The organism is Methylobacterium sp. ap11 (assembly GCF_900110515.1).
Classification (GTDB): Bacteria; Pseudomonadota; Alphaproteobacteria; order Rhizobiales; family Beijerinckiaceae; genus Methylobacterium; species Methylobacterium ajmalii.
The window spans coordinates 424,086-439,697 of record NZ_FOEB01000003.1; the positions used below are offsets into that span (position 1 = coordinate 424,086).

The 15,612-nt window shown below is 72.2% G+C and carries 17 protein-coding genes; 8 read left to right on the forward strand and 9 right to left on the reverse strand.

From position 1 onward, the window contains the following. Positions 1 to 148 precede the first annotated feature (148 nt). Entirely contained in the window at positions 149 to 1,762 is a 1,614-nt protein-coding gene (locus tag BMX97_RS06535) for an AMP-binding protein (RefSeq protein WP_091746913.1), read from the reverse strand. Then, complete coding sequence (locus BMX97_RS06540) at positions 1,759 to 2,361, reverse strand: nitroreductase family protein (RefSeq protein ID WP_091746916.1); 603 nt, start codon at positions 2,359 to 2,361, stop codon at positions 1,759 to 1,761. The genes BMX97_RS06535 and BMX97_RS06540 overlap by 4 nt, the downstream gene beginning before the upstream one ends. Before the next feature lie 161 nt (positions 2,362 to 2,522). On the opposite strand from BMX97_RS06540, the gene BMX97_RS06545 reads away from it, so the two are divergent. The 4 genes from BMX97_RS06545 to BMX97_RS06560 all read left to right on the forward strand — a co-directional run bounded on the left by BMX97_RS06545 (position 2,523) and on the right by BMX97_RS06560 (position 5,166). Beyond that, positions 2,523 to 2,882, forward strand: a complete 360-nt coding sequence (locus tag BMX97_RS06545; RefSeq protein WP_091746919.1) for a hypothetical protein — start codon at positions 2,523 to 2,525, stop codon at positions 2,880 to 2,882. Positions 2,883 to 2,886: 4 nt separating this feature from the next. After that, positions 2,887 to 3,180 carry a hypothetical protein gene (locus tag BMX97_RS06550; protein ID WP_091746921.1) on the forward strand — a complete coding sequence of 98 codons (294 nt, stop codon included), beginning with the start codon at positions 2,887 to 2,889 and terminating at the stop codon, positions 3,178 to 3,180. 10 nt (positions 3,181 to 3,190) lie between these two features. Next, positions 3,191 to 3,373 (forward strand): hypothetical protein, encoded by a 183-nt coding sequence (locus BMX97_RS06555; RefSeq protein ID WP_091746924.1) that lies wholly within the window; start codon positions 3,191 to 3,193, stop codon positions 3,371 to 3,373. 407 nt (positions 3,374 to 3,780) lie between these two features. Further along, entirely contained in the window at positions 3,781 to 5,166 is a 1,386-nt protein-coding gene (locus BMX97_RS06560; protein WP_091746927.1) for an MFS transporter, read from the forward strand. A gap of 18 nt (positions 5,167 to 5,184) precedes the next feature. Here the strand turns inward: BMX97_RS06560 and BMX97_RS06565 are convergent, their stop codons facing one another. Further along, on the reverse strand, positions 5,185 to 6,570 hold the full coding sequence (locus BMX97_RS06565) for an FAD-binding oxidoreductase (RefSeq protein WP_091746929.1): 1,386 nt from the start codon (positions 6,568 to 6,570) through the stop codon (positions 5,185 to 5,187). A gap of 299 nt (positions 6,571 to 6,869) precedes the next feature. Here BMX97_RS06565 and BMX97_RS06570 point away from each other — a divergent pair, with 299 nt between their 5' ends. Then, on the forward strand, positions 6,870 to 8,192 hold the full coding sequence (locus BMX97_RS06570; RefSeq protein WP_091746932.1) for a S8/S53 family peptidase: 1,323 nt from the start codon (positions 6,870 to 6,872) through the stop codon (positions 8,190 to 8,192). A 15-nt stretch (positions 8,193 to 8,207) separates the two neighbouring features. Beyond that, complete coding sequence (locus BMX97_RS06575) at positions 8,208 to 8,471, forward strand: hypothetical protein (protein ID WP_091746935.1); 264 nt, start codon at positions 8,208 to 8,210, stop codon at positions 8,469 to 8,471. A gap of 3 nt (positions 8,472 to 8,474) precedes the next feature. Here BMX97_RS06575 and BMX97_RS06580 read toward each other — a convergent pair whose 3' ends face one another. From BMX97_RS06580 to BMX97_RS06595, 4 genes are all read right to left on the reverse strand, one after another. Continuing rightward, positions 8,475 to 9,278, reverse strand: coding sequence for a shikimate dehydrogenase family protein (locus tag BMX97_RS06580; RefSeq protein WP_091746938.1), 804 nt, complete (start codon positions 9,276 to 9,278; stop codon positions 8,475 to 8,477). Continuing rightward, positions 9,275 to 9,991: an FAD-binding oxidoreductase gene (locus tag BMX97_RS06585; RefSeq protein ID WP_091746941.1), complete on the reverse strand. Its 717-nt coding sequence runs from the start codon at positions 9,989 to 9,991 to the stop codon at positions 9,275 to 9,277. The genes BMX97_RS06580 and BMX97_RS06585 overlap by 4 nt, the downstream gene beginning before the upstream one ends. Before the next feature lie 238 nt (positions 9,992 to 10,229). Continuing rightward, entirely contained in the window at positions 10,230 to 10,835 is a 606-nt protein-coding gene (locus tag BMX97_RS06590) for a sulfite oxidase-like oxidoreductase (RefSeq protein ID WP_091746946.1), read from the reverse strand. 39 nt (positions 10,836 to 10,874) lie between these two features. Next, a complete protein-coding gene (locus tag BMX97_RS06595; RefSeq protein ID WP_091746948.1) occupies positions 10,875 to 12,296 on the reverse strand; it encodes a DEAD/DEAH box helicase family protein in 1,422 nt (473 codons plus the stop codon). Between the two features lie 132 nt (positions 12,297 to 12,428). On the opposite strand from BMX97_RS06595, the gene BMX97_RS06600 reads away from it, so the two are divergent. Both BMX97_RS06600 and BMX97_RS06605 read left to right on the forward strand, forming a co-directional pair. Next, a complete protein-coding gene (locus BMX97_RS06600) occupies positions 12,429 to 13,334 on the forward strand; it encodes an NAD(P)-dependent oxidoreductase (RefSeq protein WP_091746951.1) in 906 nt (301 codons plus the stop codon). 190 nt (positions 13,335 to 13,524) lie between these two features. Continuing rightward, the gene (locus tag BMX97_RS06605; protein ID WP_091746954.1) at positions 13,525 to 14,304 is read left to right on the forward strand and encodes an alpha/beta fold hydrolase; all 780 of its coding nucleotides are present in this window, start codon (positions 13,525 to 13,527) and stop codon (positions 14,302 to 14,304) included. Between the two features lie 150 nt (positions 14,305 to 14,454). Here BMX97_RS06605 and BMX97_RS06610 read toward each other — a convergent pair whose 3' ends face one another. Together BMX97_RS06610 and BMX97_RS06615 are read right to left on the reverse strand one after the other, a co-directional pair. Continuing rightward, positions 14,455 to 15,240 carry a putative bifunctional diguanylate cyclase/phosphodiesterase gene (locus tag BMX97_RS06610; protein ID WP_091746957.1) on the reverse strand — a complete coding sequence of 262 codons (786 nt, stop codon included), beginning with the start codon at positions 15,238 to 15,240 and terminating at the stop codon, positions 14,455 to 14,457. A 44-nt stretch (positions 15,241 to 15,284) separates the two neighbouring features. Beyond that, a partial coding sequence (locus tag BMX97_RS06615; protein WP_143074566.1) for an ISAs1 family transposase occupies positions 15,285 to 15,612 on the reverse strand: 328 nt, incomplete at its 5' end.

A 15,612-nucleotide genomic window follows, 5' to 3' on the forward strand; every position in this document is an offset into this window, starting at 1 on the left:
TCGTCCTCAGAACCGGCGGGATTTCACGATTGACCGAAGGTTATCCGCAGTGATCCGGGGCGGGTCGGCCCGGATCTTTGGATCGTCTGCTAATGATTGGCGCACGATCGATTCGTTGCGGCACCCGCCCTGGGACACTGCGACGGGGTCACGCCTCGTCGCGCAGCACCCGGCGGATGATCTTGCCGGTGGTGGTGAGCGGCAGGCTCGCCCGGAAGGCGATCTCGCGGGGGTATTCGTGCGCGGACAGGCGGGTGCGCACGAAGGACTGGATCTCGGCCGCCAGCGCGTCCGACGCGGCGTGGCCGGGGCGCAGCACCACGAAGGCCTTGACGATCTCGGTGCGCACCGGATCGGGCTTGCCGACCGCCGCGGCGAGCGCCACCGCCGGGTGGCGCAGGAGGCAATCCTCGACCTCGCCGGGGCCGATCCGGTAGCCCGACGAGGTGATGACGTCGTCGTCGCGCCCGACGAAGTGGAGGTAGCCGTCCGCATCCATCCGGCCCTGGTCGCCGGTGGTCATCCAGTCCCCGAGGAACTTGCGCTCCGTCGCCTCCGGGTCGTTCCAGTAGCGCAGGAACATCACCGGGTCGGGCCGGGCGACGGCGATCTGGCCGATCTCGTCGACCGCCGCCGGCCGTCCGTCCGGGCGGATCACCGCGACCCGGTGGCCCGGCACCGGCCGGCCTGTGGAGCCCGCCCGCGCCACGCCGAGGCCCGAGCAGGAGGCCAGCACCAGGTTGCACTCGGTCTGGCCGTAGGCCTCGTTGATGGTGATCCCGAGCGACCGCTCCGCCCAATGGAAGGTCTCCGGTCCCAGCATCTCGCCGGCCGAGGCCAGGGTGCGAAGGGCGCGCAGGTCGAAGCGCCGGCGCGGCTCCTCGACGATGCGCAGCATCCGGAGTGCGGTGGGCGGCACGAAGGCGTTGGCGACCGCGAGGTCGGCCATCAGCCGAAAAGCCTCCTCGGGATCGAATTTTTCCGCCTTGCGCGCCACCACGGCGACGCCGTGATGCAGGCTCGGCAGGAGCGCGTTGAGCAGCCCGCCGGCCCAGGCCCAGTCGGCCGGGGTCCACATCCGGTCGCCGGGCTTCGGCATGAAGTCGTGCATCATCGAGAAGCCCGGCAGGTGGCCGAGCAGCACCCGGTGGCCGTGCAGCGCGCCCTTCGGCGGGCCGGTGGTGCCGGAGGTGTAGATCATCAGGGCCGGGTCGTCGGCCCGGGTGTCGACGGGCGCGAAATCGGGCGAGGCTGCCGCCAGCAGATCGGCGTAGCCGAGCGCCCCGTCGCCGGCCCCGTCGGTCGAGATCACCAGGGCGAGGCCGGGCAGGGCGTCGCGCAGGGTCGCCAGCTTGGCGAGCCCGCCCGCATGGGTCACCGCCGCGGTCGCGCCGGCATCCGACAGGCGGTGCAGCAGACCCTCCGGCCCGAACACCACGGCGAGCGGCAGCGCGACGGCGCCGAGCTTGTAGATCGCCAGGTGCGCCACCACCACGGCGGGGGATTGCGGCAGCAGCACCGCCACCCGGTCGCCGGCCCGGACGCCGTGGGCCCGCAAGCCGTTGGCCAGGCGGTTCGAGGCCTCGGCGAGGGCGGCGTAGCTCCAGGTCTCGACCCGGCCGGCCGGGTCGACGTCGAGGATCGCCGTGCGCGCCGGGTCGGCGGCGGCCCAGCGGTCGCAGACGTCGACCGCGATGTTGTAGCGCTCCGGGATCCGCCAGCGGAACCCGGAGACGAAACCCTCGTACGAGGTGGGGCTCACGCCTCGCGCGGCGGGAACCCGCCCTCGAAGACGAAGTCGGCGAGGGGGTGGCGGCCGTTCGGGGTCTCGCGGGCGCGGGTCTCCTCCGGCAGGGTCGCCGGATCCGCCTTGCGGCCGACCGCGAAGGCGGCCTCGACCCGGTGGTGCGGCGGCAGGTTCAGCGCGGCCGGCGCCCGCTCGTGGTCGAAGCCGGTCATGCCGTGGGCGTGCCAGCCCATCGTCACCGCCTGGAGCTGGAACAGCGCCGAGGCCGTGCCGGCATCGAAGGAGGCGCTGTAGGAGGGCTTGAGGCCGTCCGGGGTGTTCATCATCCCGTTCGAGGCCAGGAACACCAGCGCACCGGCATTCTTCACCCAGCCCTGGTTGAACGGCACCAGGAGCCCGAACAGCGTCTCCCAGGCCGGGGTGTCGCGAAGCGCGTAGGCGAAGCGCCAGGGCTGCGAGTTGTAGCCCGAGGGAGCCCAGCGCGCCGCCTCGATCATCGTCATCAGGTCGGCCCGGGGCACGGCCTCGCCGGTGAAGGCGCGGGGCGACCAGCGCTCGAGGAAGAGCGCGTCGATCGGGTGATCGGCGGTACGGGAATTGGCGGATGTGGTCACGGGCGGAAGGATCTCCGTGGAACTCGCGCCGTCCTGCCAGCAAGCGCGACGGTTGTCACGGCCCGCCGCCCCGGACTTCCGGGGGACCCGACCCGCGGAAACCTCATACCTCCGGCGGTGTTGTCCCCCACATGCCGGATCGGCCGCGACAGGAGACTTCCATGGACAAGACGGATCGGGCGCGGCCCAGCTTGCGCGACTTCGACCCCTATACCGACCGCAACGGCCAGGACATGGGGCAGGACTCCCCCCTCGACGTCGGCGTGCCGCCGCGCACGCAAGCCGACATGGCCCACGACCCGATGGGCCAGGCCCGGGACGCCCGCGTCGCCTCCGACTTCAACCGCCTCGACGCGATCGGCGCGACCGACGGCAGCCAGGCGACCGAGGACGAGACCCCGCCCGAGAACCTGCGCCGGATCAGCGACCCCTCGACCGGCGGGGCTGCCGCCCAGAGTCCCGCCGCGAAGGAAGCCATCGACCGGGCGACCGCCGCGGTCGGCAAGGACGAGGGGGAGTGAGGCGATGACGCGAAAGCCCGACGACGTGGTGGGCAGCCGGGGCGAACCCGCCGTCGGCGGTGGCCACCAGACCCCCGAGCAGGCGGCGATCACCCGGCAGGGCGGGGCCGGCCGCGACGAGGCCGAACTGAAGAAGGACTGGTCCTCCGCCGGCACCCCCGGCCGGCCGCCGGTCTCGGTCGGCGGCAGCTCCGGCGGCCATTCCGACCAGATCGCCGCGCAGGGGCCCCACGAAGGCCAGAAGGTGGCGGACGGCGGGTCCCGGACCGAGAGGACCGGCGGCAAGACCGATGGGTGAGGAGAGCGAGATGGCCGAGCGAAAGGACGAATCGACCGATCGGGACAAGGCGCGCCGGGACAAGATCACGGCCGACGACCTGAAGGGCGTCGCGGCGGTGCCGCAGGACGGCGACGGAGAGAGCGAGGCCAACACCTCCGGCGCCAATGCGGGCGACCGGCAGAAGGTCGAGGCCGACCCGGGGACGGGCTGAGCCGTCGGGAAGGTCGGGAATCTGTATCCTCTCCCCCGCCAGCGCAGGGCTGTCCGGGGAAAAATACCTTTTAAAATCAAGCGTGGGATCCCCTCTCCCGTGTGGGAGAGGGGTAGGGGCGATCGAAGATCGCGCAGGGTGCTACGGTTCCTCAGAATACTGAACCGTCCCGCTGCCTGCTGCCAGCACGACGCTTCGAGCCTGATACTGAAGCGTGTCACCCTCACCCCCGGCCCCTCTCCCACACGGGAGAGGGGAGACGCGCCATTCTTTTCGCCGGACAGCCCTGCCGCTCGCGGGAAGGGGTGAAGCCCCGGGCCCGCCTCTCAAGGATCTTCGACCTGCCCGAACCAACCTGTTCCGCGTGATTGCTTGCGGCGACGGCTCCGCGGGCGCAAACCGGGGCCGTGACCGACTCCGTCCTCTCCCCCTCCGCCCCTTCCGCCCCCTCCGAGCTCACGCCGGGACGGAGGAAACGCGCGACGGCCGCGATCCTCGCCGGCGTCGCGCTCGCCACCCTCGACACCGCGATCGCCAACACCGCGCTGCCGACGATCGCGGCCGATCTCGGCGTCGATCCGGCGGATTCGGTCTGGATCGTCAACGCCTACCAGCTCGCCGTGGTGGCCACGCTCCTGCCGATCGCGGCGCTCGGCGAGATCGTCGGGCAGAGGCGGGTCTACCTCGTGGGCCTGGCGCTGTTCACGGTCGCCTCGCTCGTCTGCGCGCTCGCCTGGTCGCTGCCGGCGCTGGTCGCCGCCCGGGTGCTCCAGGGCGTCGGCGCCAGCGCCCTGATGGCCGTCAACGTCGCGCTGATCCGCTTCGTCACCCCGCCCCACCAGCTCGGGCGGGGGATGGGCCTCAACGCCTTCGTGGTGGGTGTCGGCTTCGCCCTCGGGCCGACGGCGGCCTCGCTGATCCTGCTCGTGGCGTCCTGGCCGTGGCTCTTCGCCGTCAACCTGCCGATCGGGCTCGCCGCCCTGGCGCTCGCCCGGCGCGCCCTGCCGGAGACCGGGCGCTCGGGCCACACCTTCGACGGGATCGCCGCGCTCCTCAACGCCGCGACCTTCGCGCTCCTCGTCCTCGGCCTCGGCGAGGCCGCCCATGCCGGGCCGCTCTGGCGCGTGCTCGCCGAGTTCGCCGGGGCGCTCGCCTGCGGCGCCCTGCTCCTGCGCCGACAGGCCGGCCACCCGGCCCCGATGCTCGCCGTCGACCTGTTTCGCCGTCCGCTCTTCGCGCTGTCGGCCGCGACCTCGGTCTGCTCGTTCGCCGCGCAGGGCCTCGCCTTCGTGTCGCTGCCGTTCCTGTTCCAGCACGCGCTGGGGCATTCGCAGGTCGAGACCGGCTTCCTGATGACGCCCTGGCCCCTGGTGGTCGCCCTGATGGCGCCGGTCGCCGGGCGCCTGTCGGACCGCTACCCGCCGGGTCTCCTCGGCGGGATCGGCCTCGCGCTCCTCGCCGTCGGCATGGCCTCGCTGGCGCTGCTGCCGGCCGCGCCGGACGTCTGGGGCATCGCCTGGCGGATGGCCCTGTGCGGGGCCGGCTTCGGCTTCTTCCAGGCGCCGAACCTGCGCGCCATCATGACGAGTGCGCCGGCCGCGCGCTCCGGCGGCGCCAGCGGCATCGTCGCCACCTCGCGGCTCGTGGGCCAGACCACCGGGGCGGCCCTGGTGGCGGCCTGCTTCGCGCTCGCCGCCGCGCACGGACCCGTCCTCGCGCTCGGCCTCGGCGCCGCCTTCGCGGGTATCGCCAGCCTGGTCAGCCTGTCGCGCCTGGCGGTCGAGCGGGGGTGACGCCCGGGCGGGGGCTGCCTACCCCCGCGCCAGCACCTTGCCGGGGTTCATCAGCCCCTGCGGGTCGAGCGCCGCCTTGATCCGGCGCGCCAGCGCCATCTCGTCCGGGTGGCGGTGGCGGGCGAGTTCGGCGACGCGGTACTGGCCGATGCCGTGCTCGGCCGAGATGCTGCCGCCGTAGCGGTGCACCACCCCGTGGACGAGGCCGTTGATCGCCTCCGAGGCGTGCTCCGGCCCGATCAGGACGTTGTAGTGGATGTTGCCGTCGCCCATGTGGCCGAAGGCGTTGACGCGGGTGCCGGGCGCGCCGGCCTCCAGGACCCGGCCGGCCTCGTCGAGGAAGGCGGGGATCGCGGTGATCGGCACCGAGACGTCGTGCTTGACGCTCTTGCCCGCGCGCGCCTCGCACTCGGTGACGTGCTCGCGCAGGGCCCAGAGGTCGGCGGCCTGGCGGCCGGATTCGGCCAGCACGCCGTCCAGCGCATCCTCGCGCTCGAGCGCGGTGCCGAGCACGCCCTCCATCGCCTCGCGCAGGCCCGAGAGCGACGAGGCCGCCTCGATCAGCACGCTCCAGCCCGCCGCGCCGACCGGGCTCCTGAGGCCGGCATGCGTCTCGACGAGCTCGAGCGATGTGCCGGAGATCAGCTCGAAGGCCTGGATGCTGTCGCCGATCTCCTCCTGGGCCAGGGTGAACAGCCGCAGCGCCGCCGCCGGATCGGGCACGGCGAGCAGCGCCGTCGCGGTGTGGCGCGGCTTGGGCACCAGGCGCAGGACCGCCGCCGTGACGATGCCGAGGGTGCCTTCCGTGCCGATGAAGAGTTGCTTCCAGTCGTAGCCGGCATTGTCCTTGCGCAGGGCCCGGAGGCCGTCGACGATGCTGCCGTCGGCGAGCACCACCTCGAGGCCGAGGACGAGGCCGCGGGTCATGCCGTAGCGCACCACGTTGATGCCGCCGGCATTGGTGGCGACGACCCCGCCGACCAGCGCAGAGCCCTCCGCCGCGAAGCTCACCGGCAGCAGCCGGCCGGCGGCCTCGGCGGCGTCCTGCGCCAGCTTGAGGACGCAGCCGGCCTCCGCCGTCAGCGTCAGGCCGACCGGATCGACCCCCCGGATCGCGTTCATGCGGGCGAGCGACAGCACCACCTGCTTGGCGGAGCCGTCCGGCACCGCGCCGCCGGCGAGCCCGGTATTGCCGCCCTGCGGCACCAGGGCGGCCCCGGCCTCGGCGCAGAGACGCACCACGTCGGCGACCTCGGCGGTGGAGGCAGGGCGCACCACGCAGGCCGGCCGGCCCGGAAACAGGCGCCGCCAGTCGATGGCGAAGGGCGCCATGTCGGCCTCCTCGGTGAGGAGGCCGACGGGGCCGAGGCGTGCCCCGAGGCGGTCGATCAGGGACTGGGTCATCGAACGATCTCCGGCGCGCGGCCGGCCAGGAAAGAAGGAGCCGCTGGCCTCGCCCGGATGATGCGCGCGGTCAAGGCCCGGAACGGCGGGCGATGACGCACGGGCGCCGGGTCTTGCACCCGTCGAAGGCGCCGCAACGCACGGTTCCACGCGGCGTCCGAGCAGGGCACATGTGCAGAAAAGTCTTTTGTCGCATATGGAGGAATATCGTATTGATTCCTGTTTTGTTAGATTATACTGTATGATCTCATATATATAAAAATCTTCTTGCGGCTCAGGAAAATCACAGGACGATCAAAATGGCTGAAAGAAGCGTGATTTTGGTTCTCCCTGCGCAGGAATCGTTGAGAAGTCCGGCCATTGAAATGATGATGACGGGTCGTGGTCGTATCACGCGCCGCATCGAAGGAATTCCGAAGCGGACGGAGCTAGACACTACCTTCGCGCCGGTTCCGCTCGGGCAAATCGGCTTCACGGCAAGTCTCGCAATGGCGTCGCCGGCTGCGGCACCCCGCTTTGCGGTTCGCGCCGTCATGGACGAAACCGGGGACCCCGTGACGAGCACGGCGGACGGCGCTCAGGTGTTCTCCGACCCGACGATCAGCCACTTCCTCGCGCCTGGCTGCGCCGCCGGGCCGATCGGCGACCGGAGCCATGTGGCGTCGCTGCTCGGTGTCGCCGGCCTGGCGGCCAAGAATCTCGACGGTGCGGGGGTCGCGATGGCGGTCATGGATACCGGCATCAACCTCGCCCACCTGCGGTCGCGGGGGCTCAACCCGACGCTCGACGCGACGCTGACGTGGTCCCCGGGGACCGGCATGCCGGGCCAGTACGCCGTCGAACATGGAACGATGTGCGCCTACGATGCCCTTCTCGCCGCTCCGCGGGCGACGTTGCTCGACTTTCCGATCCTGCTGTCCACGACCCCGGGGGGAAGCCCGACGGCGGGCCTGCTGAGCGATGCCCTGCAGGCTTACGCCACGCTCGTCGCCGTCATGCGGCGCTCCGCGGAGGACCGACCGTTCCAGCATCTCGTCGTCACGAATTCCTGGGGGCTCTACGATCCGAACTGGGATTTCCCGGTCGGACATCCGGGCCGCTACATCGACAATCCGAACCATCCCTTCAACATCGTGGTCGGTACCCTCAGCCGGACCGGGGCGGATATCCTGTTCGCGGCGGGCAATTGCGGTGCGGAATGTCCGGATGGCCGCTGTGGCGGCGTGAAGCACACCATCATGGGAGCGAACGCGCATCCGGACGTCATGACCATCGCCGGTGTCACGACCAAGCGGCAGCGCGTCGGATATTCGTCTCAAGGTCCCGGGATACCCGGCATGGCCCACACCAAGCCCGATCTGTCGTGCTATACACACTTCCTCGGTTCGGAAGCGTTCGGCACCGGCACGCCGGATACCGGAACGTCCGCCGCCTGTCCGGTCGCGGCCGGCGCCGTGGCGGCCATTCGAACAAAGGTGCCGCATACCACGTTGAGGTCACGGGACCTGGCCCGCGAGCTGCGCGCCGATGCAACCCGGCGCGGCGCCTCGGGCGGCTGGAACCGCAACACCGGGTACGGTATCCTTGAACCCTTGAAGACCGCCACGCGCCTCGGGTTGTGACGGCGAGGAGGCCACATGGGCGAGAGCCACGCTTCCAACACCATCCTGATGACCGTGCAGGCGGGGCCGCAGGCCCCGACTCTGCAGGAAGCCGCACGGATTCTGGGCGTGACGAAGAGCGATGTCGACGCGTCGTTCGGTGTCGTCCCCATCGACGAGGAGCGCGGTCTGTTCGCCGTCAAGGTCGGGGCCGCGAGCGTCGCTTCCCGCCCGGCGTCGGATGCCGTGCGCGGCCCGTTCTCGAATCCGAAGATCGCGACCTTCGGCCGTATGAAGTAGGCGTCAGCACCCCGGCGCGCGCATCCGCAGGAAATCCGCCATCAGGGCGAGCTGCCCCTCCAGCATCGGCAGGCCCGGATGGGTGCGGCACCCCCGCGCGGCGGCTGCTGCGAGGAGCGGGGTCTTCGCCGGCTGCATGATGATCTCGGCGACGAGCTGACCGGGCCCGAGACCGGTGGGGTCCAGCGGCAGGGGATCGTCCGGCCGCAGGCCGAGCGAGGTCGCGTTGACCACGAGGTCGTGACCGGCCGGATCGGCGGCGCTCGCGAGCGGCAGGTCGGGATGGAGCCGGCGCAGTCGCGCGAACAGGTCTTCGACCCGCGCGGGCGTGCGGTTGTGCACGGTGAGGCGGCTCACCCCGGCCTCGGCGAGCGCGAACGCGATGGCGTTGGCCGCGCCCCCCGCTCCGGCCAGGTAGGCGCTCGCTCCCCGCGGGTCGTGGCCCGCCGCCCGCAGGCCCGCGACGAAGCCGGCGCCGTCCAGGATCTCGCCGATGAGGCGGCCGTCGGGCTCGCGCCGCACCGCGTTGACGGCGCCGACGAGCCGGGCCGCGTCGCTCACCGCGTCGAGGAGCGGCACGATCGCGGTCTTGTGCGGCACCGTGATGATGGCGCCGCCGAAGCTCTGCGTCGCCCGCAAGCCCGCCACCACCGTGGGAAGGTCGGCCGCCGCGACGTGGAGCGGCACCATCACCCCGTCGACCCCGCGCTCGGCCATGAGGCGGTTGAGCCCTTGCGGCGCCTTCACCTGGGCGATCGGGTCGGCGAGGATCGCGAAGACGCGGGTGCGGCCGGTGATCTCTGTCACGGTGTCTCTCCTCCGAAGCGCTCGGTGCGGATCGTGGCCGCCGGGACCCCGGCATCGACCAGGAGGTCGGAGACCGCGGAGACGAAGGGATTGCTCCCGCACACGAAGGTGTGGGCCGGGGCCCCGAGGTCGGCGAGCGCTTCGTCGATCCGGGCGGCGTCGATCCGCCGGCCGCCGGGCTCCCGGGTCAGCGCCAGCCGCAGCTCGAATTCCGGCTCCCCGGCGTCGCGGCGGATCAGCTCGTCGCGGGCGATCACGTCCGCGGCGGTGCGGGCGGAGTAGAGCAGCAGGGCCGGCACGTCGGGCGCGGCCTCCGCCCGGTGGCGCAGCATGGCGAGCAGCGGCACCACCCCGGAGCCGCCGCCGACCAGCAGCAGCGGCCCGCCCTGCCCCGGCTCCCACACGAAGGCGCCGCCGATCGGCCCGCGCAGCTCGATCGCGTCGCCGGGTTCGGCCACGTCGGAGAAGAAGCCCGAGACCTCGCCGTCGTCCAGGCGTTCGATCAGCAGGTCGATCGCCTCGGGGCGCGTCGGCGAGGAGGCGATGGAGTAGCTGCGCTGGGCCTGGTAGCCGTCCGGCGCGGTGAGCCGCACGTCGACGTGCTGGCCGGCCCGGAACGGCCGGTCCCAGCCGACCGCCAGGGTGAGGCGCCGGACCCGCGGCGTCTCGGCGGCGGCGGCGACGATCCGGGATTCCTGCCAGATCAAGGCCATCGCGGAGCCTCATGGCGCGAAGGCCCTGCCTCGAAGACGGGGAGGGCTACGATCGAGGATGTCGTCCCACCCGCGACCTCATCCCGAGGTGTCGGTCGATCGACGATCGACTGACCTCGAAGGAGCCTTCCAGACATCACGGCGACGGCTGGAGCCCTCCTTCGAGGCCCACTGCGTGGGCACCTCAGGATGAGGTCGTGGACGGGACGGAGGGAGTCGCTCAAGGCGTGCGGGAGCCTCAATCGCCGGTGAAGCGCTGCTCGCGCCAGGGATCGCCGACCATGTGGTAGCCGCGCAGCTCCCAGAACCCGGCCTCGTCCTTTTGCGTGAAGCGCAGGCCCTTCACCCACTTGGCGCTCTTCCAGAAGTACAGGTGCGGCACCAGCAGGCGGGCGGGCCCGCCGTGGTCGGGCGTGATCGGCTCGCCGGCGTAGCGCGTCGCCACCATGGCCTTGCCCTCCGTCAGGTCGGCGACCGGCACGTTGGTGGTGTAGTCGTCGTAGCCCTCCGCCAGCAGGTAGGCGGTCGGCGCCGCGATTCCGGCCGCCGCCAGCAGGTCGTCGATCGTCACGCCCTCCCAGGCGGTGTCGAACTTCGACCACTTGGTGACGCAGTGGATGTCGCCCTTCCAGCGGGTGCGCGGCAGGGCCTCGAACTCGGCCCAGGTCCAGCTCTTGAGGGGCTTCGATCCCTCCCGCAGGGTGAAGCTCCAGCGGGCCGGATCGATGCGCGGCGTCGGGCCGAGCTGGAGAACCGGGAAATCCTCGGTCAGGTACTGGCCCGGCGGCAGGCGCTCGGCCTCCGGCCGCGGCGGGCGGCGTCCCGTGAACCCTCGCGTCACCATCGCGTGCCTCCTGTCCTGCCCGGCCCTCGACGGCCGGGATCAGGCGGCCTCACCATCGATGATCCGCCCGATGGCGTCGAGGAGGGAGGTATCCTCTCCGGCCATCCTGTCCATCCCGGCCATGCGGGCGATCACGGTGGCGGCGACCCGCTCCTCCACGGTGCCCTCCGCGTAGGCGAACAGGATCGCGGCGCGCTCGCCGTCGCGGTGGCAGCGGCCCTCGATCTGACTGAGCTGGATCGCGCTGTGGCGCATGTCGTGGACGATCAGGCTGCGCGGGCGCTCGCCGCCGGGCAGCTCGTTGCGGTGGAGCGAGATCGATTCGGTGACCGTGAACACCACCGCGTCGAGCTCGCCGCGCTGGAAGGCGACCCGCGTCGCCTCGTTGGCCTCCGACGTTCGCGTGCCGTCGATGGCGCCGGCGCGCCAGCCGCGGCCGGTGAAGGCCTCGACCAGGGCCGCCCCGGTCTCCAGGAACGCCACCGAGACCGCCACCTGCTCGCCGGCCTGCAGCAGGTCCTCGGCGAGGTCGACCGTGCCGGCGACCCGGATCAGGCTCGCCTTCTGGCGGAAGCGCAGGTCCGCCGCCCAGCCGGCGGCGCGCCGGTTCGAGCCGCCGGAGAGGCCCCATTCGCGGCGGAACTCGCGCCAGGTCGCGTCGTAGAGCCGCTGGTCGGCGGGCGACAGGGCGGTGGGGGCGAGGTCCCGCTGCACCTCCGGCCAGCCGGCGATGTCGGCCGGGCGGCGGCGCAGCCCGATCGCGTCCGGGCCGCGATAGAGCAGGCGCGCCATCGTCTCCTGGTCGCGGGCGTTCGGCTCCCACGACCAGTTCTGCCAGCGCCCCTTGGCCCGGCCGATCTTCAGGTGCTGCATCAGGACGCGGAAATCGGCGGTGGTTTCCACCGGGCGGCCGACGGCGTGGCCGAGCAGCGCGCCGAGATAGGACAGCTCGTGCGGCGCCTGGCCGGCGGTGGCGCTGGCATAGACCGTGAAGGCGGCGGCCTCCGCCATGCGGCGGCAGGCCTGGCCCTGCTGCGAGGTCGGGTTGCGCAGGCGGTGGGCCTCGTCGAACACCACCAGCGGCCAGACGCGCTTGGGCCGGCCGAGCTTGGCGAGCTCGTTGTTCTTCGCCCGCACCGAGCGGCGGCCGCTCGCGGCCGGCAGCGCCAGCAGGGACTTGGTGCGCTCGTAGTTGAGGAGCGTCACGTCCTTGTCGGCGAGACCCGAATCCCGGATCGTGCGGCGCCATTGCGGCATCGCGCCCTTCGGGCAGACGATCAGCACCGCCCGCTCGGGCATCGCCGCGATCGCGCCCCAGACCGACAGGGTCTTGCCGAGCCCGGTCATGTCGCCGAGGAGGAAGCCCGGCCGCCCTTCGGCCCGCGCCGCCAGGATGGCGCGGATCGCCTCGGCCTGGTGCGGGCGGGGGACCAGGCGGGGGGCGTCGGATTCGGGTGTCATGGCGCCCCTATGCCGGGGGGCGGGGCCGGGCTCAAGCCTCGCCCGGGTGCGACGCCTTTTTCGCGCCCACCCCGCGCATCGGCGCCGCCGACGCGGTATCGCGGTGGAACGCCACGACGGAGGAACCGCACGATGAGCCGCCGCATCGCCCTGATGGGCCTCGGCCAGATGGGCCGCCCGATCGCCCGCCACCTCGCCGCGAAGGGGGAAGGCGCCGACACGGTGGTGGCGATCGATTCCGACCCGGCGCGGGTCGCCGGGCTCGAGGCGCCCGGGCTCGTCGCCACGACCGACCGGGCGGCGGCGACCGGCGCCGACGTGCTGCTGCTCTGCCTGCCCGACGGCGACGTGGTCGAGGCGGTGCTGCTCGGGCCGGACGGGCTCGCGGCGCGCCTCGCGCCCGGCGCCCTGGTCATCGACCTCAGCACCATCGCGCATGCCCAGGCGGTCTCGATCGGCCGGGCGCTCGCGGATCGCGGCCTGCGCTTCCTCGACGCGCCGGTCTCGGGCGCGCCGGCCGGCGCGGAGGCCGCGACCCTCACGGTGATGTGCGGCGGCACGCCGGAGGATTTCGCCGCGGCCGAGCCGCTGCTCGCCCGGATCGGCACGCAGGTGCTGCACATGGGCCCCCTCGGCAGCGGCCAGCTCACCAAGACCGTCAACAACGTCATCTACGACATCAACATCGCGGCCCTGGCCGAGGTGCTGCCGATGGCGGTGGCGATGGGCCTCGACCCGGCGCGGCTCGCGACCGTGGTCACCACCGGCACCAGCCGCAGCTACGCCTCGCAATACTTCGTGCCGCGGATCCTGCAGGGCGCGTTCGACGAGGGCTACCCGCTGGCCAAGGCCTACAAAGACCTCGTCAGCGCCGCCGCGGTCGGGGCGGAGGGCGGCTTCCCGCTGCCGGTGACGGCCGCCGCCACCGCGACCTACCAGATGGCTCTGCGCCACGGCCACGGCGCGCGCGACAAGGGCGCGATGATCCTGCCGTTCGAGGCGATGCTCGGCGTCGCGGTCCGGACGCCGCCGGAATAGGGACGTCCGCTGCCGGTCCTGCTACGCGTTGCGGGGCCGGCCGCCCCTGCGCTAGAGAGCTTCACGATCGCGTTGCAATCGCGAAGCTCTCTAAGTCTTTGTTTTGTCGCATTTTCTCCGACGAACCGGTTTCCACTTCGTCGGAAAATGCTCTAAGCCGGCCTCGACCCCGCGCAGGAGCCCATTGCCCATGCAGACCTTCGATTCGGACGGCGTGCCGATCGCCTATGTCGACGTCGCCCCCAAGGAGGGTACGGGCAAGGACGGTGCGGGCGATCCGATCCTGCTGATCCACGGCTTCGCGTCGAACCACGCGGTCAACTGGGTCAACACTTCCTGGGTGCGCAGCCTGACCGGGGCCGGGCGGCGGGTGATCGCCCTCGACAACCGCGGCCACGGCCGCAGCGGCAAGCTCTACGAGCCGGAGGCCTACGGCTCCGACCTGATGGCCGAGGATGCCCGCCGGCTCCTCGACCACCTCGGGATCCCCCGCGCCGACGTGATGGGCTACTCGATGGGGGCGCGGATCACCGCCTTCCTGGCGCTCGCCCACCCGGACCGCGTCCGCTCGGCCCTGCTCGGGGGCCTGGGCATCCACCTCGTCGAGGGGAAGGGGCTGCCCCCCGGCATCTCGGAGGCGATGGAGGCCCCCTCCCGCGACGCTGTCACCGACCCGACGGCGCGGATGTTCCGGGTCTTCGCCGAATCGACCGGGAGCGACCTGCCCGCGCTCGCCGCCTGCATGCGCGGCTCGCGCCAGACCCTGTCGCGGGCGGAGGTGGCGCAGATCGAGGTGCCGGTGCTGGTCGCGGTCGGCACCACCGACACCGTGGCGGGCTCGGGCCCGGCGCTCGCCGCCCTGATCCCGGAGGCGAAGGCCCTCGACATCCCCGACCGCGACCACAACCTCGCCGTCGGCGACAAGGTGCACAAGGCCGGCGTGCTGGCGTTCCTCGACAGCCGGCCCTGACCGGGCCTCGACCGGGATGACCCCGGCCGATCCGGGGCAATCCCGATCCCCCCGTCACGGCCGCTTCGTCACCACGCCCGGGCCCAACCCGGCCCCGCCGACCGAAATGCCCGAAGTCGGGCAAATGCCCGGAGTCGGGCTCGGGGCGGGTCAGGCTGCCGCCCGGCCCATCGGCGCGAGGTCCCGCACCTCGTCCACCGGGCAGGGCCGGCCGAACAGGTAGCCCTGCAGCTCGTCGCAGCCCGCCTCGCGCAGGATCGCGGCCTGCTCCTCGGTCTCGACGCCCTCGGCCAGCACGATCATGCCGAAGGTCTTGCCGAGGCCGACCGCGGCCCGCACGATCTCGCTGCTGCCGGTCTCGTGGCCGAGGTTGCGCACGAAGGACTGGTCGATCTTGATCTTGTCGAACGGGAAGCGGCGCAGGTAGCTCAGGGACGAGTACCCGGTGCCGAAATCGTCCATCGCGGTGCTGACCCCGAGCGCCCGCAAGCGGTGCAGGATGGCGAGCGTCGCGTCGTCGTCCTGCAGCAGCACCGATTCGGTGATCTCGAGCTCGAGCCGCTCGGCCGGCAGGCCGCTCGCCGCGAGGGTCTGCGCCACCTCCTCGACGAGGGCGTCGCCGACGAACTGCACCGGGGACAGGTTCACCGCCACCTTGAGGTGCGCCGGCCAGGCGGCGGCGTCGGTGCAGGCCCGGGCCAGCGCCCAGGCGCCGAGCCGGCGGATCTGCCCCGTCGCCTCGGCGATCGGGATGAACTCGCCCGGGCTGACGAAGCCCTCGCGCGGGTGGCGCCAGCGCAGCAGGGCCTCGTAGGCGCGCGGGCCCGACCCGTCGGCGGCGACGATCGGCTGGTAGTGGAGATCGAGCTGGCCCTCGGTCAGCGCGCTGCGCAGGTCGGCGCCGAGCTGGCGGCGGCGCTGCAGGTCGGCATCCATCGCCGGGTCGAAGACGCGCCAGCCGTTCCGCCAGGGGAATCGCTTCAGCTTTTTGTCTGGTCTGCGGGGGAGTGTCGGAGAAGGGCTTCGAGGTAGTCGGGATTGAGATTGGCGAGCTTTCTGCGGGCCTTGAGGCTGTGGCGGTCGTGGGGTGCGTGCACGAGGTTGATGGCCATGTGGCGCACGATCGCCATGTTCTGCGGGCCTGATCCAGTCCGCAGCCGCACGAGGTCGTCGTGGAAGACGACGTCGAGCACCCAGTGCAGGCGGTTTTCGATCTGCCAGTGCGCCCGCACTGCGGCCGCGAAGGTTTTGGCGTCGAGCCTCGCTGAAGAGAGATAGTAGCGGCGCTCGTGTTCGATCCGACCGGCG